Origin of the sequence: Sulfolobus acidocaldarius SUSAZ (genome assembly GCA_000508305.1) — an archaeon.
Lineage (GTDB): Archaea > Thermoproteota > Thermoprotei_A > Sulfolobales > Sulfolobaceae > Sulfolobus > Sulfolobus acidocaldarius_A.
Genome location: CP006977.1, coordinates 347,406 through 374,075 on the forward strand (window position 1 = coordinate 347,406; position 26,670 = coordinate 374,075).

Consider the following 26,670-nt stretch of genomic DNA (forward strand, 5'->3'; position numbering starts at 1 on the left):
AGGCTTTTTCCTCATTTTGTAAAAATTCCCTCTATTTAGTCACGTATAACTTGTTCAAAAAGGCACACTCTCCATCTTACACATACAATAAACCTGAAACTTGTAACCCCTTGCATTGACTAACTTAATTTTACATAAACTATACTCATGTCACTGAATTTCAAGTCCATATCCAATATTTCCTTTGCCATGAAATGATTAACCTTTTCGTCAGTGAAACTAAGCCTCTCCATCACAACCATTTCAGGATTTAGACCCAAATCAACTAATCTCTCTGCTATCTTCTTTACTCCATATGAATAAGGTTCTGGGATTATCAATAAATCCCTGCCCAAGGCTATACTCTTATCTATTTGAGTGTAATCTAATTCCCCTCTGATATGAAAAGTCATAAAGACTACCTGAGATAAGTCCCTCTCAACTAAAGCCAAAGCTTTCAACACAGAGGATATCCCAGGTATAACCTCATATTTTACATCAAACTGTCTGCATGATTCCCTGATCCTTCCAATGAACTGAAAATCAGAAACTGAGGGGTCACCATGGTCTAGTATAGCAACATCTTGTTCTCTGGCTCGTTTTACCAAATCCGGTATTTGCCTATCTTGGTCTTTATAATTTAGATACACTAACTCTTTTCCTGATAAATTAAATCTAGAGACCACGCTCTGCCAGCCAGCAACTACTTTACACTTCTCTATAACTTTTAGAGCCTTAAGTGTTATTAATTCAGGATCTCCTGCACCAACACCCACTATGTAGAGCGTCTCAAACACCTGCTATTGCAACTGTTATTTTGCTCTTATAACTTATTTTCCTTAAGATCAACTTCGCAGAAGGACCGCCTGCTATCAATGCACTGATTTCAGCTACGCCCTTTATTCCGAGTTCCTCCAATTTCTCACTGGGCGGGGTTAAACACTCATCATTAAATGAGTTTATAGTCTCCCAGTCGATCTTTTGAAACGGAATATTTAGACTTTTAGAGACTTCCTCTACCACCTCCCTTACCGAGGCTACCTTCAACACTCTGTCCAATCCTACTTTCAACTGACCTAGAGCAAAATATATTCCGTCCTTAATTTCCTCAACAGAGGCTTCTTTCTTTGCGCCTATTCCCACATACAATTTCAATGGTCTGAGATACACAATGTTGTCGTCACCCATGTTCTCATTTACGTCTTTAATAACCTTGACGAAGTACTTACATTCACCATCTTTACCTAATACGTAATTACCCTTAACTTCTGGTAAAGAGTCTACGCCCTCAACGCATACCTTCTCTCCCCTAATCAAAGCTGAGGTTACCCTAACTATCGCGTTGACATTAATAACCTTGCATACTAGTAAATTTGCCAATTCTTCTACACTAGTCACCTGGTTTATCTCACTTGCTGTGGTTATTACGGGCGTGGCGTTTAACATTCTAGATATCTCAGAGGCAAGCTGGTTTGAACCCCAATGGGAGCCCAGTAAAGGAATAACAAACTTCAGGGAATCATCAACAACGATAACTGATGGATCTACGTCTTTACTCTTAGCGTACTTACATACAGTCCTTACAGCTCCACCTAATGCCATTACAAAAACTAACGCGTCATAACAATTCCAAACCTTGCCTAGCAAATTATCGTCATATTTAAAAAGCACACTTGGATACTCTTTCTTTATAATATTCCAGAGCTTTCGTGCACTGTCATCAGCTGTAGCGTAAATTACTGCTATTCCTCTCCTCCAGTATATCACAGCTCTCCCTCAAATACGTAAATTCTTTTTACCTCACTGTCCTTTACCCCTCTTGCCATACCGACAGTATTATAATGAGCAGAAACGAAACCCTTACTGTCTAGTCCAATCATTCCTATATTGTCCTTACCGAAAATCGAGGTCACCTTATTTATAACGCTTCTGATGGAGTCCTCGATAGAAATACCTAATGATACAAAAATGTCAACTTCTTTAGCAGGTAATGTCCTGAGTATAATTTCTCCTATTCCAGTGGAGGAAACTGCAACTCTCTCAGTTGCATAAAAACCTGCCCCGGGTATAGGCGAATCTCCAACCCTTCCGGGTAATTTCCCCGAAATCCCGCCAGTACTAGTTCCTGCAACCAGATTACCTTCTTTATCAAGTGCTACTGCACCCACAGTGTCGCCTGATCTTAAGGGAGATGCAATGGAAGTTTCTATGGCGACGAGGGATTCCTCTCCCCTGTTACCTACCAATAACACATATCTTCCGTTCTTGAGAACTTTTAGAGCTTCCCTTATTGGGTTTTTAACTTTGACAGATGCTACAGCGCCTGCCCTTAATGTGTTACCATGCATTAACCCTGCATCCATCTCGACCTCGCCTTTGGAATTTTTCACACTACCTACGCCTGCATCGAATACTCCGCAGTCCTCCATATAAGCTATAGCTTCCACAACAGCTTCGAGACTTGATCCCCTCTTAAATTCGTCATAGCCCCTTTCAAGAGCTTTCTCCAGTTCGACTAAAGCTCTTTCATGATTTCTCTTATCCCAATTGCCAGCTCCACCATGGATACCTAAAATGGGAACTTTATATTTCATAATTACTAGAGAAGGAGAACACATAAAAATTATTCGTGTCTTAGATAACTCTTCAGTACGTGTTCCTAAAGCGCATTAAGACTTTATATCCCGAAAATTTTTTCTGAACACTATAAAAATTAGATAGGTAGGATGATGCACTTTCACCCTCACTGAAAGGTGAGGATGAGTCCGACTACTGACGTAATAGAGAACTCAAGGAGGGATTAACATTCACGTTTTCAGAAAGGCCGGGTGTGCTCATCAATCGCCTACTGGTGATGTCATCACGAAGAGTATATTGTTGCGTAGACTATGCCCCAATTGGCATATAAACCTCCTGTATTTCCACCTATAGCAAAAGTGTATTGTCCAGCAGGATATTTAAGACCTACGTTATACGATAGAGTAGCAGTCTTACCACTATTTAAATCAGTAACTTGAGTGTATAACCATCCAGTAGATGGATTATAAGTAGCTTTCATACATACGTAAAAGTAATTGGAAGTCTGTTGAATTCCAAAACCGTTATTACCAAGTGGACCATATGCTGTAATACTTTTACCATTTACATGCCCGTTATGAGGATTTGGCGTTACGTTAAATAAGTTAAACGCAGATGTGCTACTTGCCCCAGATTCGATCCAATAAGGATCCCATTGTACCATGAAATAATTTCCTTTAGAGTAAGGAAATATAAGTAAGCCTTGCGCGTATAGATAGCTGGTTCCTATTGACGGATTTGATACATAATAATCATTTCCAAGACTCCCATTATTAATATTTACAGGGTTCATGAAAAAGTAAATTTCAAATCCATCTGCAGGAGGATTTGAACCTACACCAAAACCACCAATTAAAAATACAGTAACATTTTTATTTGGCTGAGTAGTATAATTGAAGAATATTAGACCTTGATCATTAGTCGGTATACCTGAAGATGTGGGTACAACTAATTCTAAAGACTGCTGATAATAATTTGGTGACCAACCAGACGCAGACGTTATTATGGGAATGTTATTATAATAAAATATGATAATGGATCCAAGTCCAAAATAGTCTAATGATCCGATCTGCCTATCTCCATCTAGGTAATTGAATATATTGGCTGAAGGCATCTTTGTTAAGGTAACAGACAGTTGATAGTTGTATATTGAATTTGTTGATGTCGTAAAATTAATGTAAATATTATGTGTGAGTGGAAAACTTGTTAACCCGTTTGTAGACTCCAACAATAAATAGTTTCCTGAAGAAGCGTTTACTGGTAAAACATAGGACGACGTGAAGTTTCTTAAGCTTAGAGAAGCTCCCTGCAAATTCGAGTAACCACCAACATAGGATTTTGTGGAAAGACTGAAATTAAGAATGGAAGTATTCAACAGGTTATAACTATTTTGTGTAGCCTGAACCGTAATCGCTGGCACACTTTCGCTGTAAACTCCGTTGTTAACTGTTGGTGTGATTAAAGAAAAATAATCTGGTAAACATGAGTTTACCAAATTTTTCAGAGACACCAGAACAAAAGGTACAAAAATTAGCTGAGCCTGAAAGAAGTAATACACAGATGCTGACGCTATAACGAGAACTACAAATAATAGAGGCAACAAGAAGTAACGCCTCAAGGAGGTACACCCCTAACTAGACTATCAGTTCCATAAGAGTAATACATGGTAAGGGAAAAGCTGGATGTCTGGTAGGAGCCGGTTAAGTAAACTATGAAACTAACGTTGTAAACCTGGTTCTGATAAACCTTTAATGGAAACTGGGACTGGGAGAGAGGATAAATAGTATATGTAAAGGTTTTAGTTGAGTTTTTGAATACCATGTTTACCTTGTATACCATATTTTGAGAAGAAATTGTCACATTAGATATGTAAAAGTATCCATTGGAATTGACCAATATTTTAAGGACATTCAGAAAATAAGCTTGAGTGGAGTTAGTTATATCGAGATATAATGAGACTTTACCTTGAGAAGACTTAGAATAGGCGAATTGGCTTTGACTTAAGCCCACAATCACTATCGGCGAATTACGGTATGATATTGCATTCGTAGACGTATAAAAAAGCACGTAATCAGATAAGGTAGTCATAACAAGAGAGAACACAAATATAAGAGACAAAAACCAAAAAAACTTTTTTATCTTATTCAAAACCCCTGCCACCTGCCCTTTTTATGGTGAGGGTAGAGGTACAGGTGGTGGAGCAGCTGTCATTGGTGAAAATCCGAAGTTGACTGTTATAGTAGCTATGCCATTAGAGGGATTCTTAGGTAATGTACCTTGGACTGGAGATATTAGTAGGCTCACCATGTAACTTCCAGCACTAATTTGTAACGGAGTACTGGGTAGGGTACTGTTTGATTGACCATTTATAACTAATTTATATTTGTAGATAATCTGCCCTTGTTGGTTCATTATATATAGTGTAGCGTTCTGAATAGGATTATTAGATCCTTGATATGAATATAATACTTTCGCTAGATATATATAGCCTGTCTGGCTAACCACTAATCCCATAAAGTTGAAGTAGTAATTGTATGTTGCGTTCGTGATATTTATATTAGCAGTAAATCCGCTTCCGCCTGTGGAGGGTTGAGCACTAATATAATTCGGAACATTAGAGTTGTTTCCAATCTTATTGTTACCTCCTGGTTGTGTCGCAAAATACATTGGTGGAGTTGTAGTATTTACAGTTATTTGCCCTTGGTAGTAGTAAATTACGTCTGCAACTAGCACTGGAACAAAAACAGATACCAGAAATACCGACAGCAGAAGAAGTCTCTTCTTATTCATAGTCATTCACTTTACTGCTTATTTTTAAAAATGCGTTTAAAAGCTTTTTACCTCTTATTTTAAAGGAACTAAATTAGGTAGAGTCTTTTTTAACTTTCGTCTCTCAAAGTTAATAGTTGAAACGTGCATGAAACAACTGAATGGTAATTAATACTTCGCGTAAATTAATCCCAAATATCTGGGTTTGTAAAAAAGATGAATTACACTTATCCATAATGTTAGTATTAAAACTGTTTACGTAAATTTCAGACTATAAAGTTCCTCATTAACATAAGACATGGAACAACATAATAACAAATGGAATTAGATGAAGATAATTTAGTTTTGATAATTTATTTCCGTAGTTAGATTAAACTCTTTCAGAATCTGATCTCCGTTTGATAGTTTATATTTCAGTAAAATGACTATACCAGCTGTGTATATATTTCCACTTTCTAGAGATGAAATGTGGAAAGGATTGTAACTTAATTTTATGGGTATTTTCACATAATTTGTACCCTGTATAAGCGAGATGTTAACGTACTTAATACTATTGTTTAACGGAACAGACATGGCGGCTACGACTTCATTATTAGTATCATCATTTATGTAAGCGTTCTCAACATACTCTAGGGTACTGTTCAAAGGCGTTATAATCTTTAAGAAAAATGTACCATAAGTTCCGTTAAACGAGACATTATAAAGACTAGCCACTAATATAATCTCTGGCTTAACTAGGTCACTGAAAGAGATGTAAAACCTTGTAAGATTATACTCTCCTCCAATAATCCCCGAGATTTGTACATTACTTGTATTGACAACATATTGAAATAGACTTGAAGTTATGGGCAATGTTATATTAAATTCCCTAACAGAATGAGGAGGAACCAAAATTCCGGGGGATACAGAATAATTACCTACTCCAGGGATATACAGATAACCATTCATAAGAGGAATATATGTGGAGATGGTGTTATTTGCTATTAGTGATATTACAGTCTCATTGCCATACATGTTTATACTTACAACGTTTATATAAGGAGGTAAATTGGAAAACGTAACCACTCTTGCTAGTTTTTGCTGATAAAATGTTATAAATATAGAAGCCACTAGAGCAACTACTAAGACTAATATAAATATCTTATAATAAACGTTAGGACTCGAAACCATGTTATTGGACTAATTTGTCATAAAAACTTTGAATATTTATGCTTGCGTTAAAATCTTCACTAAAAACAACTTACTTAAAACATCTTTTAAAAATCAAGTTGTAACACGTTATAAACATGTACATCTTCTAGTTCTTCATGTGTGTCCTTTAGATATAAAGGTAGACATAAGATTTTTATTTAGTAATTTTATACATGTATCTCAAATGCGAACAGAGTCCATCATATCGTTCATTATAGCCATGGTCACGCTAGTATCACTGTTTCTCATACCTGCAATGGGCTTGTCAACTTACACTTATAGCATTAAAATTTTGGGATTTCTAATGAGTGTTAGTTTTTACAACGTTAATTATACTATAATAATACCCTCAATGGTTACAACAATTCTATTTGTAGCCTTGTCTGGTATAGTTCCCCTGTTTTGGAAGTCCAGATATTCACTCTACACATCTTTTGCTTTTTCAGTTTTGTCCATTTCGATGTTAGTTGTTACTTATATCTGGGTAAGTAGATACTTCCTTGTTAACAATTACCTTGTTGTACCTACAGAAAACGGAATATTCTATCAGCTCTCTTCCTATAATTTAACCTTAGGATTGTCGTCTTACTTATTGTTTGTAAATGCTTACTTTGATGGTATGGATGCAATATCTAGAAGTACATGGTTAGATCGATTAATAGGTAGAAAAGGAACATATATTGATCTAGTAATCGGCATAGCTAAGACATACAATATGCCGTATCAAAAGACTGAAGACGGCGTAATAGTCGGTAATGACATTTTAATTACACAGGGTAACATAAGTCATGATAAGCTAGAATCTAAACAGATAAAGAAAGTGTATATGGTTAAAGATTCACATATTTTCCTCATAGAGACCGGTAAAAGTGGAAATGACCCACAGGTCTTTGAGCTGAAGGAAGGTATGAAAAAACTTTTGTCAGATATTGTTGAAAAAGTGGGGGACAAGATAAACATAATGTATAAAGATGACTATCCTTGAGTGGAAAAATTGATATATATTTGATCTAACTTTCTACCGTGAAAGCCGTAATTATTGAAAATGGTAGAGCGTCAATAAAGGAAGTAAACAAACCATCAATCAGGGAAGAAGGAGATATTATAATAAAGATGAAAGCCTGTGGACTATGTGGTACTGATATTGAAAAACTTCACGGACAATATACAGCGTCTCAGCCAATTATAGGTCATGAGCCTTCAGGGATCATTGAGGAGTCAAGTGTAGATAGTCTAAAACCCGGTCAGAGAGTGTTCGCACATCATCACGTTCCTTGTTATGAGTGTTATTATTGCACTCATGAAAGTGCAACCATGTGTCCTTACTACAGAAGGACTAATATTGAGCCCGGAGGTTTTGCAGAATACTTTAGAGTCCCAGCCTGGAATGTGAAAAGGGGAGGTGTACTAGTTCTTCCTGATCACGTTAGCTTTGAGGAAGGAGCCTTCATTGAACCTTTGGCAACTGTTGTAAGAGCACAAAGGAGGGTCAAGTTAAACAGAGGAGATAATGTGTTAGTAGTAGGAGCAGGACCTATGGGATTGCTCCATGTTATGCTAAGTAAGGCAAATGGAGCCTCTAAAACCATAGTAACTGACATAGCAGATTTTAGGGTTGAGTATGCCTATAAAGTAGGTGCTGACTACTCATTTAATTCTAAAAAAATAGACGCTATAAATGAGGTTAAGAAGCTAACAGACGGTAGAGGAGTGGATATAGCTATTATAGCTTCAGGTGCACCTTCAGCAATCTTATCAGGTCTTCTCTCTGTAAGAAAAGGAGGTCAAGTTCTCCTGTTTGGAGTTCCATTTAAGGGTACTGTTCTTAACTACGATATAAGTGATCTCTTAAACAACGAAATCTCAATAATCTCAAGTAATGCCGCAATTGAAGAGGATACTATAGATGCGTTGAAAATAATATCTGAAAGAAAAATAGACGTCTCCATACTAGTAACCCATAAATTTACTATTGACCAATTCAATGAAGCCGTAAGGGTAGCTGAAGAGGGACAAGCCATAAAGGTAATAATACAAGATTGAAAAAATAACAAGAAAGAGAATTAGAGTCACTTTAAATACATTTAGGGCAATTTTCACGTGGTTATCTTCTGGTAAATTCCATCCATTTAAACCCACGCTATAAAATCCAATTTTTTCTAACCGGACGTTTAGTATTGACGAAGCAAATGAGATGGGATACTTGGCATTAGGGCTTTCTATTCCGCTCTCTTTCAGTATCCTTAGAGTGCTTTTTGGTCTTAACCCTAGGAGATATGCTGAAAATAACATCAACAAGGCAGTTATTCTGGCTGGGATGTAGTTTAAAATAGTATCTAATTTAGCGGAGAACCATCCCTGTTCCCTGTACTCAGGTGTTTTATATCCGACCATGCTATCCATGGTATTCGCTAGCCGTTGTAGTAATGCACCTGGATAGCCCAAAACGAGAAACCAAAACATTGGGGATATTATTCCATCGACAGTACTTTCAAATAATGACTCAATTACGGCAGATCTAACGTGACCCTCACTTAACTCATAAACATTTCTCCTGACTAACTGTTGTGAGTATGACCTACTGTAAGTGGTAACGGGTATGCTTTTCTTGACCAATGAATAGAGTAGCCTTATGGAAAAGGTGGTTTTCAGAAAAATGACCAGTAGTGGTAGTTCTACATACCAAGGAAAATATAAGGGCATACAGAGGATGAGCAGAATCGGAACGACAGACACTACCCAAAGGAATATTCCATAAAACCTGTTGGAGAAAGGTTTTATTAATCTAGATGATATTTTCCCTACCCATACTACAGGATGTATTATAACTGGAGGTTCCCCTAAGGTAAGGTCAAAGAGTATTGAAAGATAAAGTAATGGTAACAAGTCTTCTCAGCAACTAGTAAGTAAATTGGAAAAGATAAAGTTATAATAGCTCCTACTATATCGCCTGACATACCCTCAAAAACTAACTTAGCTATTAAGTAGAACACAAGAAGTAAGATAATGTAAGCCAAGATAAGTGCAGGTGATGAGAAGAGTATTGCAAATATCTGTACGAGGAGGAATTTAACAGAGAATAGTTTATCCCTCATTTTATCATGAAACACTTTTCCCAGATAGCTACCGGGAATTGGGTTCATTAAACCGAGAAGGGATATTGCGCTTGCCCTAGCTAGAACCTCAGATGGGAGAAAGAACCATAGGTAGCTTGCACTCAAGTTAAGTGTAGCTACAAGAAATATAGAAAAATAGACCAAAAATAGACCAATTGCACCTGACCCAGTCTGTAAGTCATGAAGAACTTGCGATCTCCTCTCTTTTCTCACCATTAGTGCGTCTCCCACGTCCAAGAGACCATCCAAATGGTGAAATCCCCTAATGATCTCAACTGTAGGTATTAATAGCAGAGCACCTAAGCTACCAATAAGCCTTATACCCAACAAGACGACAAACCAGTCTATTATACCTGTAATTATACCAACAATAAGTGGCGAGATGAAGGAGAATTGGGCTATCTCCTCTAATGACGCATTCGGAGAAGGTATTATTGTGAAAAATGATAGTTGCCCTAATATTGCCTTTAATATCCTTTTCATAGGAATTAGTTATAATGGCAGTTATAATAGCTTCCACAATGAGTGATTCAGGAAAATCCACAATTGTGGCAGGCTTAAGCAAACTATTTCATGTTAAACCATTTAAAGCCCAAAACATGTCACTGAATAGTTATGCAACATTAGATTATGGGGAGATAGCCTTTATCCAAGCTTATCAGTCTATCGGTGCTGGCTTTTCCCCTGAGAGATATATGAATCCGTTATTACTTAAACCATCAGGTAACGGACTTTTAGAGGTCATCTTTTTTGGCGAATCGAAGGGTATATTCAGACCTCAAGACTACTATTCACGACTTAATTATTTTTGGACAGAAATAGAGAAAAATTTTTCTAATGAATTTATAGTAGAATCTGCTGGTGGCATTGAGCCAAACTTTTTAGATAAGGATTTAGCATTAAAAGTCTCGGCTAATTTTAACGTTCCAATTATCTTAGTTCTTGATATAGATAGGGGTGGAGCTTTCACATCAGCATTGGGATCTTATTTATCCCTGCCTGTTTCTTTGAGGGAAAAATTAAGGGGTTTTATAATAAATAAGTTTAGGGGGGAGGAAAAGTTCCTGGAACCAGGGATAAAGTGGCTTGAGGAGAGAACAGATATGAAATACTTAGGCAGCTTACCGTATTTCGAGGAACCATTAATAATGCCAGAGGACTCCATGAACCTCAATGAGGTAGGAAGTGGAGAAATGGAAGTTAGTGTAATAGCTTATCCGCAGATGAGCAATTTCAATGAGTTTTATGCCTTAAATAACTCCAATGCTCACCTTAAATTTGTAAAGAAACCTACGCAAATAACTGATTCAGACCTAGTGATCTTACCAGGTAGTAAAAATACAATAAAGAGTTTAGAGTGGCTTAAGAGCAGAGGTTTTACCGAATTCCTGAAGAGGAAACCCGTTCTCGGTATATGTGGGGGATTTCAGATCATGGGGAGTAAAATGATTGACAGTAGCGGAGGACTAGAACTTGGAGATGTTGATCAGGTGGATGGACTAGGATTATTCGAAATTAATACTGTGTATGAGAAGGAAAAAGTCGTAAGTTTATCATCAGCCCAGTTAGGAATAGAAGGGTATGAAATAAGGAGAGGAAGAATCGAATTCATTAATGAAGAGCCTCTAACCTACATCACAAGAAGAGGGAAAATGGCTGTTAATGTGCCGGATGGAGTCCTTAAAGGAGATAAGTTAGGTCTAAGCATTCATGGTTCTATGTTCTCCCCAGGAGGAAAGAAAATCCTTAACGAGGTATTTGGTCTTAAAATATATGCTGAGGATTTGGAAACTGAGATAAAAAAACAGGTGGACAATCTCTCACGCGTTTTAAAGCAACACGTAGATGTGGATAAAATTTATGAGCTATACATTTAAGCTAGTCTTGTAATTTTTACACATGGAGTTCGATCCGAAAAATTTCACTGATGAAGTAAAGCCACAATTAGAAAAGATATTGGATGGAAAGGCAATTGCTGCAGTTAGTGGGGGAGTAGATAGCACAACAGCTGCTACACTTACCTACAAATTAATGGGAGATAAGGTAATCCCTATAATAATCGATACTGGATTTTTGAGAGAAGGAGAGGTTGAAAAAGTGAAAAATATGGTTAAAAACGTCTTACCTTTACAAGTCGTTGACGCAAGGGAAAAATTTCTTAGGGCATTGGAAGGATTATCTGATGCTGAGGAAAAACGAAAAACTTTCCGAAAGATATTTTATGATATATTGTCTGAGCTGGTTAGAAAATATAACGCGAAATATCTTATACAAGGTACTATAGCAGCAGATTGGGTAGAGACGCAGGGAGGAATAAAAACACAACATAATGTTTTAGTGCAATTGGGTATTGACACCGAGAGAGAATGGGGGTTTAAAGTTGTTGAGCCTTTAGCTGACCTTTATAAAAATGAAGTGAGAAAATTGGGTGAATATCTTGGATTACCAAAGGAGATATATAATAGGCAACCTTTCCCTGGACCAGGGCTTTTGGTAAGAACCGTAGGTGAACTTACGGTGGAAAAACTAGAGCTGGTTAGAAAGGCTACCACAGTAGTCGAGAAATATTTAGACGGTATGGGTATATCACAGTATTTTGCATTTATTTTTGAGACTCAAAGTGAAAAACATGATGAACTTAGTGAAAGAGTTGGAAGTAATGTTTTTACATACAAGAAGATCAAAGCTACGGGTGTAAAAGGAGATGTAAGAGCTTACGGCAGGGTGGCTAAAATAGAAACTAATGAGGAAGACTATGAGAAACTGAGAGAATTAATGGAAATGGTTACGATTAGTGACATCACCCATGTTGTTATACCAGTCACTAGCAGAGAAGATGGCGAATATACAGTAGGAATAAGAGCTGTCTCTACGGAAGATTTCATGACCGCTGAAATAACTAAACTTGATAGAGGGATTCTTAACAGAATAGGGAATGAAATACTCAATATATCTAAAAAAATACATGAAGTTGTTTACGATATTACTACTAAGCCACCGGCGACCATTGAGCTTGAGTAAATTTGTCTAACAGCTTAATTCTTTTTGCTGGATGTGGATGGTCACTGAAAAGGTCTGATAATATTCCTACTTTTTGTGTCCTCCAATAATTAACAAGTTCCTGTGCTTTATATGATGGAATTTCCTCATTACTCACGTCAGTTCCAGAGAACAGTAGCATCTTTGCTACACCTCCACTTTTCTGCTTTACCCTATCAACTACACCTGGATCTGTGTAAATTACTATCTTAGCTAAAGCAGTCTGTAGGTTGCTTGCCCCATTGGGAATTGTAAGTGCTGAATTAACATCAGCGTATGCTTCTCTCATCCTATTAAGGAATAACACGAAAATGTTGAATACAAAACTGACAGCAATCAATGCTATGCCTATGAGAAACAGTAAACCAGAGTTCCCATTTCTTCCGCCACCACCACCTCCAAGCAATCCTCCCCACCATAATGAATAGCCTAACCAATACATTAAGGTCGGGATTAAACTTACAGCTAATAATATCTCTGTGTCCCTATGTCTTAAATGACCTATTTCATGTCCTATTACCGCTTTAATCTCGTCCTTATTGAGTATGTTTATGAGAGGAGTCGTTATTGCCATATTCTTTCCAAATAAAGGACTACTAAATGCAAATGCATTAGGGAAATTTACAGGTGCAACATAAACCTTAGGCATACTCATGTTGTTATAGGTTGCTACTTCCTGAACTAAGTTATATACCCAACCATAAGTTGGGTCGTCAGCCTTCACTTCAATTAGCCTATACGCAGCTTTTATCATAAGAGGACCTAATAACCATTGTATGATTGTAAAAAATGTCACAAAGGCTAAAGCACCTGTAACAATAATCGATGTGTAAGCGAACCCAAACAAGTACCCAAGTAACCCATAAGCTACTAGAAATCCCAAAATAATGACAGATATTGCAGATAAAAACATTCCTAGTCTAAATTTAAGGAGACTTACTGCCATTTATATGAAAATCCTTTTTTAACCTAATAAAGTTTTTTAACCTCGAGAGAATAGGGGTATGGATTAAAGCTTGAGTGAACAGGATATTGTAAAGGAGTATATGAAATCACCAGTGATTTCAGTAGATAAGAAGACGAAAATTAGTGAAATAGCTAAAATAATGACAGAGAAAAATATTGGTTCTGTGATAGTTACAGAAAACAATAAGCCAATAGGCATAATCACCGAAAGAGACATAGTGAGAGCTATAGGTAAAGGTAAGAACCTGGAAACCACTGCAGAGGAAATTATGACAGTTTCATTAATAACCATAAGAGAGGATTCACCAATAGCAGGAGCATTATCCCTAATGAGGCAGTTTAACATAAGGCACTTACCTGTAATTAACGATAAGAGGGAATTAGTTGGGATTCTCTCCATTAGAGATGTAGCTACAGCTATAGATAACTTACTTGAAGGTGATTAGATTTCCATGAGAATCAAAGTGCCAAAAGAATGGTGTGAAATTTTAAACCAAATCGCAAAGAAAAAACATGTGACTCTTTCTATCTTAATCGTTGAAATAAGTAAATCCACAGAGTGCCTGGGGTTACCACATATCTCTTCAACACAATACAAGCAGATTAATGTCGACATAGAGGATAAACAAATAGAATGGAAAATAGAAAAATTCTTATTCTGTAACTAACTTCGACTCTAAGTTAGCAGTAAGTGACTCTAGAGATTTGTCTTAACAAGGATTAAAAATAAAGTTTGGATTAAGATACGGAAAAACGTGGAAAGGAAAAAGGTGGAAGAGAAGAAAATAAGACCAATTTACGTTGGTTTATTTAATTTTGGTACGAGAATAGTTAGTGCTCCCATTTCATTCATATTTACTTACCTAGTCGCTCATTACCTAAGTAATTTGAATAACGGACAAGTAATATTTGCCACATGGCAGTCCATGTTTGTACTGATAATGGGCTACTTTACCTTACCTGCGGATATTTTCTCGTTAGTGACATCAAGGTTCTCTGCCGAAAACAGACCTGTAGGCGGAATATTATTAGTAAATTTAATAACAGGTGTTATCTCCTCCCTAATATACATACTATTAATCCCTTACCTCATGTCAACTATAGGATATTATAATACTGTTGCGCTTTATTCAGGAATAATAGTTATATTGATGTTTTACGTCTTTCGTATAACTATTGCAATAACCAGAGCATTATCACCGAAGATGATTGGAATTTCAGGTTTGGTCTTTCAGATATCTAGATTGGCAATCGTTTTAGCATTGTTTTATGTTTTTAAAATAGATATACTGGCTGTTTCTTTAGCTTATGGAGTAGGTTATTTAGCTCAAACTTTGGTGTATTCAAAATTTATAAAGTCCAACCTTAAAGTTGATTTAAAAACAACTATAGAAATAATTAAAAAGTCGCTGATCACAATAATATCATTTATACAACTCATATTAGAGGCTACAATAGTGTGGATGACTCTTGCCATAACTAACGATGCAATTACAGTAGCTTACTTTGAGTCTGCAATAATCATCTCCAATATAGTCACGTGGACATATTCGCTCTATGACGGGTTAATAACAAAATTGAGTGAAACCAAAAGCCCTGAGGTAGTAGAGAATTTTGTTAAACTTTATTTTGTAGTATCAGCCTTTTTTCTGTCCATAGTTATAATAGAGGGTAGAGGACTTTTATACCACCTTAGACCAGAATACATGCAAGCCTTTATAACTTTCATAATAATTTCAATCTCCTCTTTTCTGAGAGGGCTAAATACATTATTCTATCAGGCAATTGTGATGATTGATAGGGCTTTAGGTAGCGAAGAACGATTTGATATCAAAAAAAGTTACACTGCAAGGCTAAATACCTCAAATACTATCTTTGCAATTTTAGGAGTCGGTATTACGACAATTCTAATCTATATTTATAGAGGATCTTCACCTGCTCTATTATCCTCACTGATGACAATAGGAGTTACAGTAAATTCGGTTTGGATGACAATATCTTCAGCTAGGATTTGTAAATCCCTTTATTCAATGAAATTTCCAGTGAAAGACATCATAACTTCCACCTTCATAAGTATATTTACCACATTAATAGGAATCATGTTCTTCTCCAGTGATTTCAGTTACCTTTATATGTTCATAACTGCTCTCATTGGGAGTGGCATTTTCATAAGCCTTAGTTATGTGTCAAGTCCCTTTGCAAGATATATTATTAAAAGAGGGTTAATGGAGATAAGAAAAATTCTTATGCAATAACATGAAGAGAAAATTATGATTGGTTTTGAAATTAGGATGAAAAGACTTTTTGAGAGAGGAAAAGCCTTCGTAGTAGCTCTGGATCACGGTCTGGTAATGGGACCATTGAAAGGTATTGAGAGGGTAGCAGAAGTTGTTAAAAAAATATCATTCAATGGACCAGACGCACTTCAAATGACGCCCGGTATGTTGAAAATCGTGAAAGAGAACTTCTTCTCTAGAAGATCTCCCATGTTAATTGTCAGACTAGATACGGCAAATGTGTGGAGATCTGATTACAAGAAATTTGAAAGTGGATATTATTCACAAATATACTCTGTTAAGGATGCCATTGAGGCTGGAGCTGACGCTATAGTTACATATATGGTAGTAGGATACGGAGATGATCGCGTAGAGGGGTATAACATCGAGAGTCTGGCTAAAGTAAGAGAAGAAGCAAATGATTATGGAATACCATTTATAATCGAGCCATTATTTATATCTCCTGAAAATCCAGATTCTGTTAAAGATCCCAAGTTAGTTAAATATGTAACTAGATTAGCCTCAGAGATAGGTGCAGATATCCTCAAAGTAGATTATACAGGGGACAAAAACTCCTTTAGAGAAGTAGTTGATTTAGCTTTTGCACCTATCTTAATAAGGGGAGGTCCTAAAACCAAAAATGATACTGAGTTCCTACAAATGCTAAAAGATGCTATTCAGGCAGGTGCCTCAGGAATTACGGTCGGGAGAAACTTATGGCAGTCTAAAGAGCCAGATAAAATGGCGAGAGCGATTTCTGGATTAGTTCATGAAGGAAAGGATATTGGGGAAATATTAAAAATACTGGGTTAAAGTTTAAAACTTGTGCTTAAACAACTAATAATTAAATATTTTGGGATAATATCTGCCTTAATACTAGCAGCAATAATCTCTATTTACACCTTCTACACTGTTTCAACATTTGCGGGTATAAAGGATTATGTAGGAGACGAAGTGTGGTACCCCTCAGCTGCGTATAATATATTAAAGCTTGTATTTCACGTCCAAGTACCTATGAATTTTCCTTACCCAAATGAAGCTAATATACAATACTACGTAAATCCGGAGCATCCTCCACTACCTAAGTATATCATGGCACTCTTCATATACGCTTTAGGCTATAACCCATTAGTCTGGAGAATACCTTCATGGATTTTAGGTGATCTCATAATTATTATTGCCTTTCTAATGGCTAGAAAACTTATCGGAAACAGTTTACTGGGAAATGTAACTGGATTAATTGCATCTATACTGATTGCATTAGACCCAAATATATGGGTTATGCACGGACTTGCTATGCTTGAGATATATGCCGGATTTTTCTCCATCTTCACACTCTATCTTCTGCTCTCAAATAGAATAAAGTCGTCTTCTGTAGGTTTAGGTTTAGCATTCCTAGCAAAAGAGAGCTTGCTACCCCTTCTTATACCATACATATATTATCTAGGAGAGATAGTAAAACAGCGTACCAAGAGAGTTATTTATGGAATACTTATTCCGTTAGTAATATACGTGGCTTTTTCAATACCATTAATTATCTATTTTGGTGGTATAAAACAATGGTTAGACACATCATTTCTGCACATGCTAAGTTGGGATGTAACTAATGGACACATTTCCCTGTCTGCAACAAACCAGATAAGTACACCGTGGGATTGGTTCTTTAATATTCACCCATTTTTCTTAGGCTATGGGCTATATGCTAATGTGAATCCGCTTCTAATGTGGGCTTGGGTTGTAACTACACCGTTAGCCTTTATAATGAAAGACATTAAACTTATAATTTTCACCATGTCTGCATGGTCTATATGGCTAGGTTTCGTAGCTGTATATTTTCTGGGAAATCATACATTATTCAGCTTCTATGTTACTGATTTTGCTACCATATCAGACGTCTTCATACCTATCTCATTATTTAAATTTCTTAACTGGATAGAACTAAGGAATAAGGGTGAAAATAATTGATCGAGAAGGCTGTTATTACTGCAGCAGGTAAGGGAAGTAGAATGAAATACATAACTACAGTGCTTCCAAAGGCACTTTTACCTCTTTTTAGTAGTGAGAATGGGGATCTTATTACAAGACCTGTTATAGATCTTATTTTTGATTCTTTGTCTTCTGTTGGAGTTAAAAAGTTCTGTATAGTTGTTGGAAAACACGGAAAATTATTGATGGACTATCTGTTTGATATGGGGGTTACTTTTGTATTTCAACCTCATCCGAAAGGGTTCGGTGATGCAGTATTAAAAGCTGAGGACTTCTCTAGTAATAATCCATTTATAGTTCATGCTGATGATGGTGTATTAACAGGAGGATATAAGGAGGCTGTCTCACTTTTTGATGAGGTAAAACCAGATGCCGTGCTTTTACTTAGAGAAGTTAAGAATCCTAAGAGATATGGCATAGTGAATGTTAAAGATGAAGGAGAGTATATGGGGCATAAACTGTACAGAGTAATTGAAGCTCAAGAAAAACCCCAAAATCCTAAATCAAATATAGGTATATCTGCTGTATACATATTTTCTCCAAAAATATTCCAAGGTTTAAATAAGGTTAAAGTAGAAGAGGGAAAAGAGCTCGAACTAACATACGGAATTCAAAATATCATAAGCGAAGGCGGTGAGGTATATGGAATTCTGTTGAAAGACGAAAAATGGTTAAATGTAGGAGATCCAGTAAGTTATATCGATGCTTTAAACCTCACTTACTCTTTTCATGTTAAGAAGTAATTCAGTGATTTTTGTAGAACAACGAAAGAATCAAGTAAAGGTAAAACATGATTTATGTTTATCTTACTCTTTTAACATATTGTGGTTTTCTCCATTTAGTCTTTGGCAATATAACATGCTTAAATCTCTCTAACCTAGTCTTATAAGGTAGTAGATCCTTTATCATTATTTTAACATCCTCAGGTAATCTCTTTTTGGGATAAAATCCTAAGGATGGTAAAACTTTCCTCTCTGGGTTGTAGTAATGTTCTTCCGCTTCCACTCTAGGATTTTCATATGAACCTATTTCTACATTTAATCCCAGCTCCTCCCCAGCCTTCTTTACAAAATCAGCTATTTTCTTAACACTATATATCTCTGCGAACTGATTAGCAACTCTATATTCCCCTTGTTTGGGAGGATTCTCCAAGAGCAGGGTCAATGCTTGGATACTGTCCTCTAATGATATAAATCCTCTAGTTTGACCACCCTTTCCATAAACTGTTAGTGGAAGCCCAAGGATGGCTTCTACACAATATCGATTAACCACAGTTCCCCAGACCTCGTCAAAGTCAAACCTAGTCCTCAGTGTTTCCTCCACGATCTCTTCTGTTCTAGTGCCGTATACAGGACCTTGCATTATGTCAGTAACAGTGAGCCCATACAATTCTTGGAAGTGAAGAAGAAAATCAGTATCATGAACCTTAGTCCAGTGATAAACAGAACCCGCTTTCCTAGGAACTATTATCTTATCTTTCTTACCATTAACTATAGCTTCAACATATATACTCTCAGGTATATCAAAAGCAGGTGTTCCATACTCACCCATGGTACCCATCTTCAATATATGTATTGTTGGGTCTACCTCCAACACAGCCTGAATAACTCTCAAAGTACTTACCTCATTATTTATAACTGTGTAGACCGAATGATCCATATCTATCATGGAGTAAGGCGCAGATCTCTGCTCAGCGAAGTGCACTATGGCATCAGGTCTATGTCTCTGTACTATGTCCTTAAAGAATCCATAATTAGTAATATCCCCCACGTAAAAGGTTATGTCTACACCCAAATGTTTCTTTGCCTCACTCACCCTCTCCTGTGGTTGAGGCAAAGGAAAAGCTGAATCTGATCCTACTTCTTCTGAAAACCTCCTTGTCGACAAGTTATCGATACCAATTACCTCATGACCTCTTTTAGCTAACCTTAATGCCAATGGCCATCCTAAATGACCATCAATTCCTAGCACTAGAATCCTCATTACGCTTCAAGAATATTTATATTATATAGATTAATAAATGTAATCATGATTATAGTTGGTATAGACGCAGGAGGAACAAAGACTAAGGGAATAGCTTACACTTGTGACGGTCAATATATAGGCGAGGGGGAGACGGGACCAGGCAATTATCACAACGTAGGATTAAGTAAGGCAATTAACAACATAAGGGAGGCTGCCCTTAAGGCAACAAAAGGAGAAGAACCTGATGTAATATCAATTGGAGCTGCAGGGTTAGACTCGAGATATGATTATGAAAGTTTTAACTCGTTAGCGTCAACTGTAGCTAAAAAAGTTATAGTAAACCATGATGGAGTTATAGCCCTTTTTGCAGAAACATTAGGAGAGAAAGGTGTAGTAGTAATCTCTGGGACTGGAAGTGTAGTGGAGGGATACGATGGAAAGGATTTTCACAGAATTGGTGGAAGAGGATGGTTGCTCTCTGATGTGGGATCAGCTTATTGGGTTGGTAGAAGAGCATTAAGAGCTGTTTTAGAGGTAATGGATGGACTTAGGCAAAAGAGTAACTTATATTATAAAGTTTTAGAGAAAATTAGAGTAAAAGACTTAGATGATCTGGTACTTTGGTCATATACTAGCAGTTGTCAGGCGGATATAATAGCCTCAGTTGCTGAGGCTGTAAACAGCTCCGCACTCACAGGTGACGAACTGGCAATCAATATTTTGAAGGAAGGTGCGGAGAAGTTAGCAAATCAGGCTGTTTTAATGGCTAGAAGATTAAACGTTAACATTGTATATATGAAGGGAGGAATGTTTAAGTCACCAATCTACTTAGCGACGTTTAAGAACTATTTATCGTTGTATGGGATCAAAGGAGAAGTGGGAAAAAGAAGTCCTGAATTAGGAGCTATGGTCATAGCATTCAAGGAATTGGGGTGCGGTATAGAGAGATTACTGAACGGATAAGCTTACACCCTCACTCCTTAAGTCAGCTACTGCATAGTATCTATCGCTTTTCCTCTTCAGAGCTTGAACTACCCCTACCTCAGGTGTGAAATAGTCAAGTTGCTGGAAAGGCAAACTCAACCTCTTCTCCGCTACAATCTTATCACTTAATAATATGAATCTTGGAGCATTAACAGCCTCATCAATCTCCATGTTGTAATCAGCATAATACTGAAACACTTCAGCATGAATTTGAGGTCTAAGATCTCCACCAGCACATCCTATGAACAAGCTCTCGTCATCTTTTTCTGCATAAAGTATTGATAAGGTGTGCAATGGTCTCTTTCTGGGTTCTGGTTTGTTATTTCCTTCCGTAAATCCAAACCCCCTGTTATTAAACGGAAACTGTTTCACAGTGATTCCTGATCCGAAATGGAAAAATAGACTTTGTATAAAACCAACTTCATTTTCGCCATCTGCTACCACAAAGAAAGTTGTGTCCTCAGTTCTCAGTATACGGTTAGGTAATATACCCATCTCTCTCAATTTCACTCTTAATCCGTTTTCATCTAATAGGTTAATTTCCGGTGAGTAAAAACGAGGGTCAGTAACATATCTGTCCCTATCACTATATCCAATCGCAAAGATTTTCACCATCTCTTTTACTCTTTCTATATCGTCAAACTTATGCTTCCAGGTCTCCACCATTTCAGACAACTTAAGTATTTCAAGAGTCGTTATGCCTTGACTGTTGGGAGGAAGTTCGTAAAGTGTGAAATCCCTATAAGTAGATTTTATAGGTTTAACCTCCTCACCCCTGAAATTGGCGAAATCAGAAAATTCCATTTCTACACCCTGTTTATTTAAGCCCAGAACTATTTCTTCCATGAGTTTGCCTTCATAAAACTCTCTAGGATTTCTAGAAACTACCTTCAGTGCTTCTCCTAACTCTCTAAGTTTAATTAAGTCCCCAGCCATTCTGCCTTTGTACAGTTTAGACCAACTTTCAGGCATATCATTGGCTCTAGATATGGCCCTCCCCAGCTCTTTTCCTATATAGAAACCATTTGTAGCCAACTTTACGGCTGGTTGCAGAACAGTCTGCAAGTCTAAGCTCATGAATTTCCTCTCTATGTAATCCCACATGTCCACTAACCCAGGAACTAAAACTGTTGATGGGTGTCTAGGGCTCGGTATTTTTTGAATCTTCAGATTTTTTGAAGTCCACCCTGAAGCGTTATAGGCTATCAAACCCTCAGGGGTATTTGCCAAGAGAAAACCATCTCCACCCAGTCCACTAGTATAGGGTAAAACAACCGAGAGAACCGCGCTTACTCCTACAGCCGCATCAAATGCATTTCCGCCCATTTCAAGTATCTTAGCGCCAACATATGTAGCCAACTGATTTTGACTAGCAACCACTTTTTTACCTATACTAACTTTCATACCATGTTATTTTTTATCCAAAAGTAAATAAGAGAATATGATGGAAATTCCAGAGAATGTCAAAAAGGAACTGAAAGATGGCGTCTGCGTAGCCTGTTGCGATAACATTGTCATATGTATGAGTGAAGATTTACCCACTAACCCCAATGCAGATACAGATCTTGAGGTGGATAGAGAAGGTGGTGAAATAATAATTAGACACATAATTAAGGATAATCCTGATAATCCCTTATATCTAGAATATCCTGCAGACAGGAAGTTTGTAGAAAATGTTAGTAAAGCGAACGGAAGCGTAAAAATATTCTTTGTAGATCAAAAGTTTAATGAAAAGTCAACATTCATAGTGAAGTTAAATAAAGAAGACTTGAGATTACTAAGGAGGGAAATTGGTCTTGGACCTTAAGTATATCCAGGAAAAGATGAAAGAGCTTTATTACCTTAAGGATTCAGAGAGAGGAGTATACGCTACTTTTACGTGGTTAGTAGAAGAGGTTGGGGAACTAGCTGAAGCATTATTATCAAAAAATAAGGATTCATTAGAAGAAGAGTTGGCTGATGTTTTAGCGTGGACTGTGTCAGTAGCTAACCTGGTAGGAATAGATTTGGAAGAAGCTTTAAGGAAGAAATACCACATATAAATGATGGAAAAAAAGGAATTCTTTGAAATTCTAAAGAGCTCAATATCAGATAGTAAGGATAGATATTACAGAAATTTAGTATTTATTCAAGATGAATCAGATAATTTACGTCATGTTTTAGAAGTTTTACAGCTTTACTTAGACATAAATCCAGATCCCCTTATAGCATATGCATTTCATCCCTGGGCTAAGGGAGCTAAGGATAGACTTGAGGAACTAAGAAAGATTGTTAAAAATAGCGAGAGACTTGTAGATATCGATTACTCAAGCTCTGAAAGATATCTAGGTTCTACTTTTGATGTCGTTATTCTAGATTTAGTAGATAACTTTGAGCCCAATCATATAGGTAGATTAGTGGATTTAGTTAGAGGTGGCGGATTAATAATACTTTACACAAACGACTTAAAGAATAATAAGATATTTAAAAATTCTATCCTTAGGGAGGGAAAGGTACTTGATGTTTATGAAATGAGATTTATGAGAAAACTAACCGAGCATGAGGGTATCTTTATCATATCTAACTCCGAATACTACGCAAAGCCTTTTAAGGGTGAGGTGAAGGAAAAGCCTTCACCACAATTACCCAAAAAACCTATAATGCCAGTAGAGTTACATTCCCTATGTCTTAGCTCTGACCAAAACAAAGTTTTAGAGTCATTTATCGGAATGAGATACGGATCAAGAAAAGTTCTAGTTATAACGGCGTCTAGAGGAAGAGGTAAAAGTGCGGTAACTGGACTAGGTATGGCAGGGCTAATATTTAAACATGGCTTTAGAAAAGGACGAAAATACAAAATAATAGTTACTGCACCTTCGATAGCAAGCTCTTCACAGACTATGGAATTCCTTAAGAGAGGTCTTGACGCATTAGGAGTAGAATACAAGGAAAAGAGATCTCCTTTAGGATTCATAAATAGCCTTGAAGGTGAAGGATTCAGGGTATTTTTCGAGATACCTGAAGCTACTTTGGAGCATGAGGGTGATTTACTTGTCGTAGATGAGGCAGCAGCGATAGGTATTGGGTATATTGATTCAGCTCTCAAGACATGGAAAAAGGTCGTTCTCGTAACAACTGTTCACGGTTATGAGGGTTCAGGCAAAGCATTCCTAAGATACCTAAATAGATTGCTTAAGCAGAGGAAAACTACGGTATATTGGGAGGAAATGAGAAAACCTCTAAGGTATGCTGAAGGTGATCCTATTGAGAAATGGTTGTATGATTCATTATTACTTGATGCAGAGCCAGAGGATGTGCAACAAGAGATCGATAAAGTGTATTTCGAAACCTTAGACAAGGAAGAGTTATTCTCTGACGATCGTAAATTGAGGCAAGTCTATGGAATTTTGGTCACAGCTCATTACAGAAATAATCCCAATGACCTGATGATAATGGGAGATGGGATTCATCATACAATAAAGGGATTAAGTATTGAGGGCACGAACAATTACATAGGAGTAGTGCAGATAGCTAATGAGGGAGGTTTATCTGATGAGCTAATACATTCAGCATTAATGGGTGTGACATTTGATGGAGATCTTATACCAGATAGAATGATAAAACACTCTAGACTGATAGAATTCGGAAAGATGAAAGGATGGAGAATTGTAAGAATAGCAGTAATGCAAGAATTACAGGACAAGGGATTCGGGAGCCAGATGTTAGAGATGATAATCGAAGATGCTAAGAGGCAGGAAATTGATTGGGTTGGATCCTCATTTATGGGAGATATGAGAGTACTTAATTTCTGGATTAGAAACGGATTCTACCCTGTTCATGTTTCGCCCAAGAAGAATGAAAAACTTGGGGATTACCCTGTAATAGTAATAAAGCCTATAAGTGAAATTGCAACTAAGGCAGTAAGAGTAGCAGCATATGTATTGAAGGAAAAATTACTTAACACCTTACATGATGTGTACTTTTCCATGGACCCGGAAATTGCCCAAATAATCCTCAGTGGTATAAAAGTTCATAAAGAAGTTAAGATAAACCCAATATACGTAGATAAAGCGGTAGCATTTCTTCAAGGAGTGAGCCCATATGAATCCTCAGCCGACGGGATTCACTTATTAACGTTAAAATATTTTTGGGATGCTAAAAGGGAATGGTCCTTAGAGCCTGAACAAGAAATTTTACTAATAGCCAAAATACTGCAAGGTAGACCATGGAGATTCACTTCAGCCTCACTAAATTCGAATAGAACCGGAGTTAATGAAATGTTATATCAGGCTGTTGCCGAATTATTATACAGGTACTATTCCTTAAATAGTGAAACAAAAGTAGGAATTAGCTTAGATAAATTGGATGATGACCAAATAGACTGAAAGATGAAGAAATGCACCTCAACTGACTAAATGCTAAACATGACCAAAGATAATACAATTGCGATTGAGAACAGTTGATGCAGTCCAATTACTATACCAGGCTTCTCAGGATTTCTGTTTATACCCCTGAACACTAGTAAACCCACTATGCCTTCTATCAGAGCTAGAGCCAATGGAATCCACAACTGTAATAAAATTAATGAAATAAAGAAGATTACTCCTGCTATACTGTGTACAATCCATATCCATTGTAATCTGTTCTTAGGCTTTCTAACGTCGCCTATACTGAACCTCATCTTCCTAGTTCCTGTTACCACACCGCCCATAAATATTACAAAATACAAAAAGTGTGGTGGAGTAATCGCGTCTATTATGAAACTAGTAAACCTGCTAGGATCAAAACCCATTGCTATTAAAAGATATATTACCATTGTAGTATAGGCTGCAATGTCATGAAAGCCTTGAAATATAGATGGTAATTTTCCTGCTAATACGTAGAGTGTTGCCATTCCAAGTAACGCTGTAAATATAACACTGATAAATCCGGCAATAGAGAGCAGGTTAAAATCAAGAATCAAAATAGCTAAGGAAAGTAAACCCACTAAAGTTGCAGATATTCTATGCATAGCCTCAGGATCTGCTTTTCTAACAGCAAGATGAACCATGTCTCTAGTATAAGGCCATTTAGTACCTAAAGAAAGACCATAACCATAACCTTCAACTATACCCCCTAATACTATGGTCAACCCTGCTAGAAATGTGGTAGCTAAAGACAGTTCAATTATCATATGAGATAATTTTCTCATATGTTTAAAAAATTCATGTCAATGAAAATAGTTCAGAATTAAGATGTATTTTCACGACCTATAAGTTTGGAAATTATAATTAAACGACATGATGGAAACTCTAGCGCAATTCACATCTAATATGGTTTCATGATACTGTTCGGGAGTAGACTTTATACAATTTGTCCTGAGGTAAAGATAATTCTAGAAAATTAAGATAATTTCTTTTTGGTGTAAAACTTAATCTAACATAGATAAATGTTATATTCCTGTTGGTTTATGAACTTATTATGAGCCTAATAGATATAATGTGGAAGCTAGTTAATTATAGTATACCTCTTGCAAATGATGATTTTGAAACGTATTTAACGAAAGATGGTACCATAACTGAGGAAGGTATAAATTTGTGGAAAGATGCAATAAAAGCTATTAGAGAAGCATATAGCAAATTAGATAAGGGAGATAAGCAGAGTAGTTTTAAATTGTTAAGTCAAGCTTTAGAAAAGCTAAATTCCATAAAATCGAACAAACCCTTACCTCCGGACGCTAAAGTGAGATTCGAAGAAGTAAAAAATGATGTTTCAAAGGCAATAGAATTATTGAAGTCCTAATTTTAAACATGATTTTTATACTATATTTGAAAATCATTTATCTCAACGACCTTAATGATTAG

General features: G+C 36.7%; 25 protein-coding genes and 1 pseudogene. 14 read left to right on the plus strand and 12 right to left on the minus strand.

Features of this window, described 5'->3' with window-relative positions; translation table 11 throughout:
- Positions 1 to 119: 119 nt before the first annotated feature.
- The 7 genes from SUSAZ_02050 to SUSAZ_02080 all read right to left on the minus strand — a co-directional run bounded on the left by SUSAZ_02050 (position 120) and on the right by SUSAZ_02080 (position 6,495).
- Entirely contained in the window at positions 120 to 776 is a 657-nt protein-coding gene (locus SUSAZ_02050) for a cobalt-precorrin-6Y C(5)-methyltransferase (GenBank protein ID AHC50895.1), read from the minus strand.
- On the minus strand, positions 769 to 1,746 hold the full coding sequence (locus SUSAZ_02055; protein ID AHC50896.1) for a cobalamin biosynthesis protein CbiG: 978 nt from the start codon (positions 1,744 to 1,746) through the stop codon (positions 769 to 771). Before SUSAZ_02055 ends, SUSAZ_02050 begins: the two co-directional genes overlap by 8 nt.
- Positions 1,743 to 2,573 carry an asparginase gene (locus SUSAZ_02060; GenBank protein ID AHC50897.1) on the minus strand — a complete coding sequence of 277 codons (831 nt, stop codon included), beginning with the start codon at positions 2,571 to 2,573 and terminating at the stop codon, positions 1,743 to 1,745. The genes SUSAZ_02055 and SUSAZ_02060 overlap by 4 nt, the downstream gene beginning before the upstream one ends.
- A gap of 266 nt (positions 2,574 to 2,839) precedes the next feature.
- Positions 2,840 to 4,174 (minus strand): hypothetical protein, encoded by a 1,335-nt coding sequence (locus tag SUSAZ_02065; GenBank protein ID AHC52422.1) that lies wholly within the window; start codon positions 4,172 to 4,174, stop codon positions 2,840 to 2,842.
- Positions 4,171 to 4,395: a hypothetical protein gene (locus SUSAZ_02070; protein ID AHC52423.1), complete on the minus strand. Its 225-nt coding sequence runs from the start codon at positions 4,393 to 4,395 to the stop codon at positions 4,171 to 4,173. Before SUSAZ_02070 ends, SUSAZ_02065 begins: the two co-directional genes overlap by 4 nt.
- Positions 4,396 to 4,725: 330 nt before the next feature.
- Positions 4,726 to 5,346 (minus strand): hypothetical protein, encoded by a 621-nt coding sequence (locus tag SUSAZ_02075; GenBank protein AHC52424.1) that lies wholly within the window; start codon positions 5,344 to 5,346, stop codon positions 4,726 to 4,728.
- Between the two features lie 318 nt (positions 5,347 to 5,664).
- Complete coding sequence (locus tag SUSAZ_02080; GenBank protein ID AHC52425.1) at positions 5,665 to 6,495, minus strand: hypothetical protein; 831 nt, start codon at positions 6,493 to 6,495, stop codon at positions 5,665 to 5,667.
- A gap of 325 nt (positions 6,496 to 6,820) precedes the next feature.
- On the opposite strand from SUSAZ_02080, the gene SUSAZ_02085 reads away from it, so the two are divergent.
- Complete coding sequence (locus SUSAZ_02085; GenBank protein ID AHC52426.1) at positions 6,821 to 7,501, plus strand: hypothetical protein; 681 nt, start codon at positions 6,821 to 6,823, stop codon at positions 7,499 to 7,501.
- A gap of 38 nt (positions 7,502 to 7,539) precedes the next feature.
- Entirely contained in the window at positions 7,540 to 8,559 is a 1,020-nt protein-coding gene (locus tag SUSAZ_02090; GenBank protein ID AHC50898.1) for an alcohol dehydrogenase, read from the plus strand.
- A 797-nt stretch (positions 8,560 to 9,356) separates the two neighbouring features.
- Here the strand turns inward: SUSAZ_02090 and SUSAZ_02095 are convergent.
- The gene (locus SUSAZ_02095) at positions 9,357 to 10,115 is read right to left on the minus strand and encodes a cobalamin synthase (protein AHC50899.1); all 759 of its coding nucleotides are present in this window, start codon (positions 10,113 to 10,115) and stop codon (positions 9,357 to 9,359) included.
- A 14-nt stretch (positions 10,116 to 10,129) separates the two neighbouring features.
- Here SUSAZ_02095 and SUSAZ_02100 point away from each other — a divergent pair, with 14 nt between their 5' ends.
- Entirely contained in the window at positions 10,130 to 11,509 is a 1,380-nt protein-coding gene (locus SUSAZ_02100; protein AHC50900.1) for a cobyric acid synthase, read from the plus strand.
- 22 nt (positions 11,510 to 11,531) lie between these two features.
- Positions 11,532 to 12,653, plus strand: coding sequence for a GMP synthase (locus SUSAZ_02105; GenBank protein ID AHC50901.1), 1,122 nt, complete (start codon positions 11,532 to 11,534; stop codon positions 12,651 to 12,653).
- Here the strand turns inward: SUSAZ_02105 and SUSAZ_02110 are convergent.
- Positions 12,622 to 13,617, minus strand: coding sequence for a heat shock protein HtpX (locus SUSAZ_02110; protein AHC50902.1), 996 nt, complete (start codon positions 13,615 to 13,617; stop codon positions 12,622 to 12,624). The two genes, SUSAZ_02105 and SUSAZ_02110, sit on opposite strands and share 32 nt — an antisense overlap.
- Positions 13,618 to 13,675: 58 nt before the next feature.
- Here SUSAZ_02110 and SUSAZ_02115 point away from each other — a divergent pair.
- From SUSAZ_02115 to SUSAZ_02135, 5 genes and pseudogenes are all read left to right on the plus strand, one after another.
- Positions 13,676 to 14,083, plus strand: a pseudogene (locus SUSAZ_02115) (histidine kinase).
- 309 nt (positions 14,084 to 14,392) lie between these two features.
- Positions 14,393 to 15,892: a hypothetical protein gene (locus SUSAZ_02120; protein AHC50903.1), complete on the plus strand. Its 1,500-nt coding sequence runs from the start codon at positions 14,393 to 14,395 to the stop codon at positions 15,890 to 15,892.
- 15 nt (positions 15,893 to 15,907) lie between these two features.
- On the plus strand, positions 15,908 to 16,726 hold the full coding sequence (locus SUSAZ_02125; GenBank protein AHC50904.1) for an aldolase: 819 nt from the start codon (positions 15,908 to 15,910) through the stop codon (positions 16,724 to 16,726).
- Positions 16,727 to 16,738: 12 nt separating this feature from the next.
- Complete coding sequence (locus SUSAZ_02130) at positions 16,739 to 17,878, plus strand: glycosyltransferase (protein ID AHC50905.1); 1,140 nt, start codon at positions 16,739 to 16,741, stop codon at positions 17,876 to 17,878.
- Positions 17,875 to 18,642 (plus strand): nucleotidyltransferase, encoded by a 768-nt coding sequence (locus SUSAZ_02135; protein AHC50906.1) that lies wholly within the window; start codon positions 17,875 to 17,877, stop codon positions 18,640 to 18,642. The genes SUSAZ_02130 and SUSAZ_02135 overlap by 4 nt, the downstream gene beginning before the upstream one ends.
- Positions 18,643 to 18,700: 58 nt before the next feature.
- Here SUSAZ_02135 and SUSAZ_02140 read toward each other — a convergent pair whose 3' ends face one another.
- Positions 18,701 to 19,882, minus strand: coding sequence for an NAD-dependent dehydratase (locus SUSAZ_02140; GenBank protein AHC50907.1), 1,182 nt, complete (start codon positions 19,880 to 19,882; stop codon positions 18,701 to 18,703).
- A 45-nt stretch (positions 19,883 to 19,927) separates the two neighbouring features.
- Between SUSAZ_02140 and SUSAZ_02145 the strand changes: the two genes are divergently transcribed.
- Complete coding sequence (locus tag SUSAZ_02145) at positions 19,928 to 20,827, plus strand: ATPase (protein ID AHC50908.1); 900 nt, start codon at positions 19,928 to 19,930, stop codon at positions 20,825 to 20,827.
- Here SUSAZ_02145 and SUSAZ_02150 read toward each other — a convergent pair.
- Positions 20,813 to 22,252, minus strand: coding sequence for a gamma-glutamyltransferase (locus tag SUSAZ_02150; protein ID AHC50909.1), 1,440 nt, complete (start codon positions 22,250 to 22,252; stop codon positions 20,813 to 20,815). The genes SUSAZ_02145 and SUSAZ_02150 overlap by 15 nt on opposite strands.
- 40 nt (positions 22,253 to 22,292) lie before the next feature.
- On the opposite strand from SUSAZ_02150, the gene SUSAZ_02155 reads away from it, so the two are divergent.
- Genes SUSAZ_02155 through SUSAZ_02165 form a run of 3 tightly spaced genes read left to right on the plus strand, consistent with a single transcriptional unit; the run spans position 22,293 to position 25,212 of the window.
- Entirely contained in the window at positions 22,293 to 22,655 is a 363-nt protein-coding gene (locus SUSAZ_02155; GenBank protein AHC50910.1) for a hypothetical protein, read from the plus strand.
- A complete protein-coding gene (locus tag SUSAZ_02160; GenBank protein ID AHC50911.1) occupies positions 22,645 to 22,890 on the plus strand; it encodes a nucleotide pyrophosphohydrolase in 246 nt (81 codons plus the stop codon). The genes SUSAZ_02155 and SUSAZ_02160 overlap by 11 nt, the downstream gene beginning before the upstream one ends.
- Positions 22,891 to 22,893: 3 nt before the next feature.
- On the plus strand, positions 22,894 to 25,212 hold the full coding sequence (locus SUSAZ_02165) for an ATPase (protein ID AHC50912.1): 2,319 nt from the start codon (positions 22,894 to 22,896) through the stop codon (positions 25,210 to 25,212).
- Between the two features lie 26 nt (positions 25,213 to 25,238).
- Here SUSAZ_02165 and SUSAZ_02170 read toward each other — a convergent pair whose 3' ends face one another.
- A complete protein-coding gene (locus SUSAZ_02170; GenBank protein AHC50913.1) occupies positions 25,239 to 26,000 on the minus strand; it encodes a cytochrome C oxidase assembly protein in 762 nt (253 codons plus the stop codon).
- A 287-nt stretch (positions 26,001 to 26,287) separates the two neighbouring features.
- Between SUSAZ_02170 and SUSAZ_02175 the strand changes: the two genes are divergently transcribed.
- Entirely contained in the window at positions 26,288 to 26,608 is a 321-nt protein-coding gene (locus SUSAZ_02175; protein ID AHC50914.1) for a hypothetical protein, read from the plus strand.
- The last annotated feature ends 62 nt before the right edge of the window (positions 26,609 to 26,670 follow it).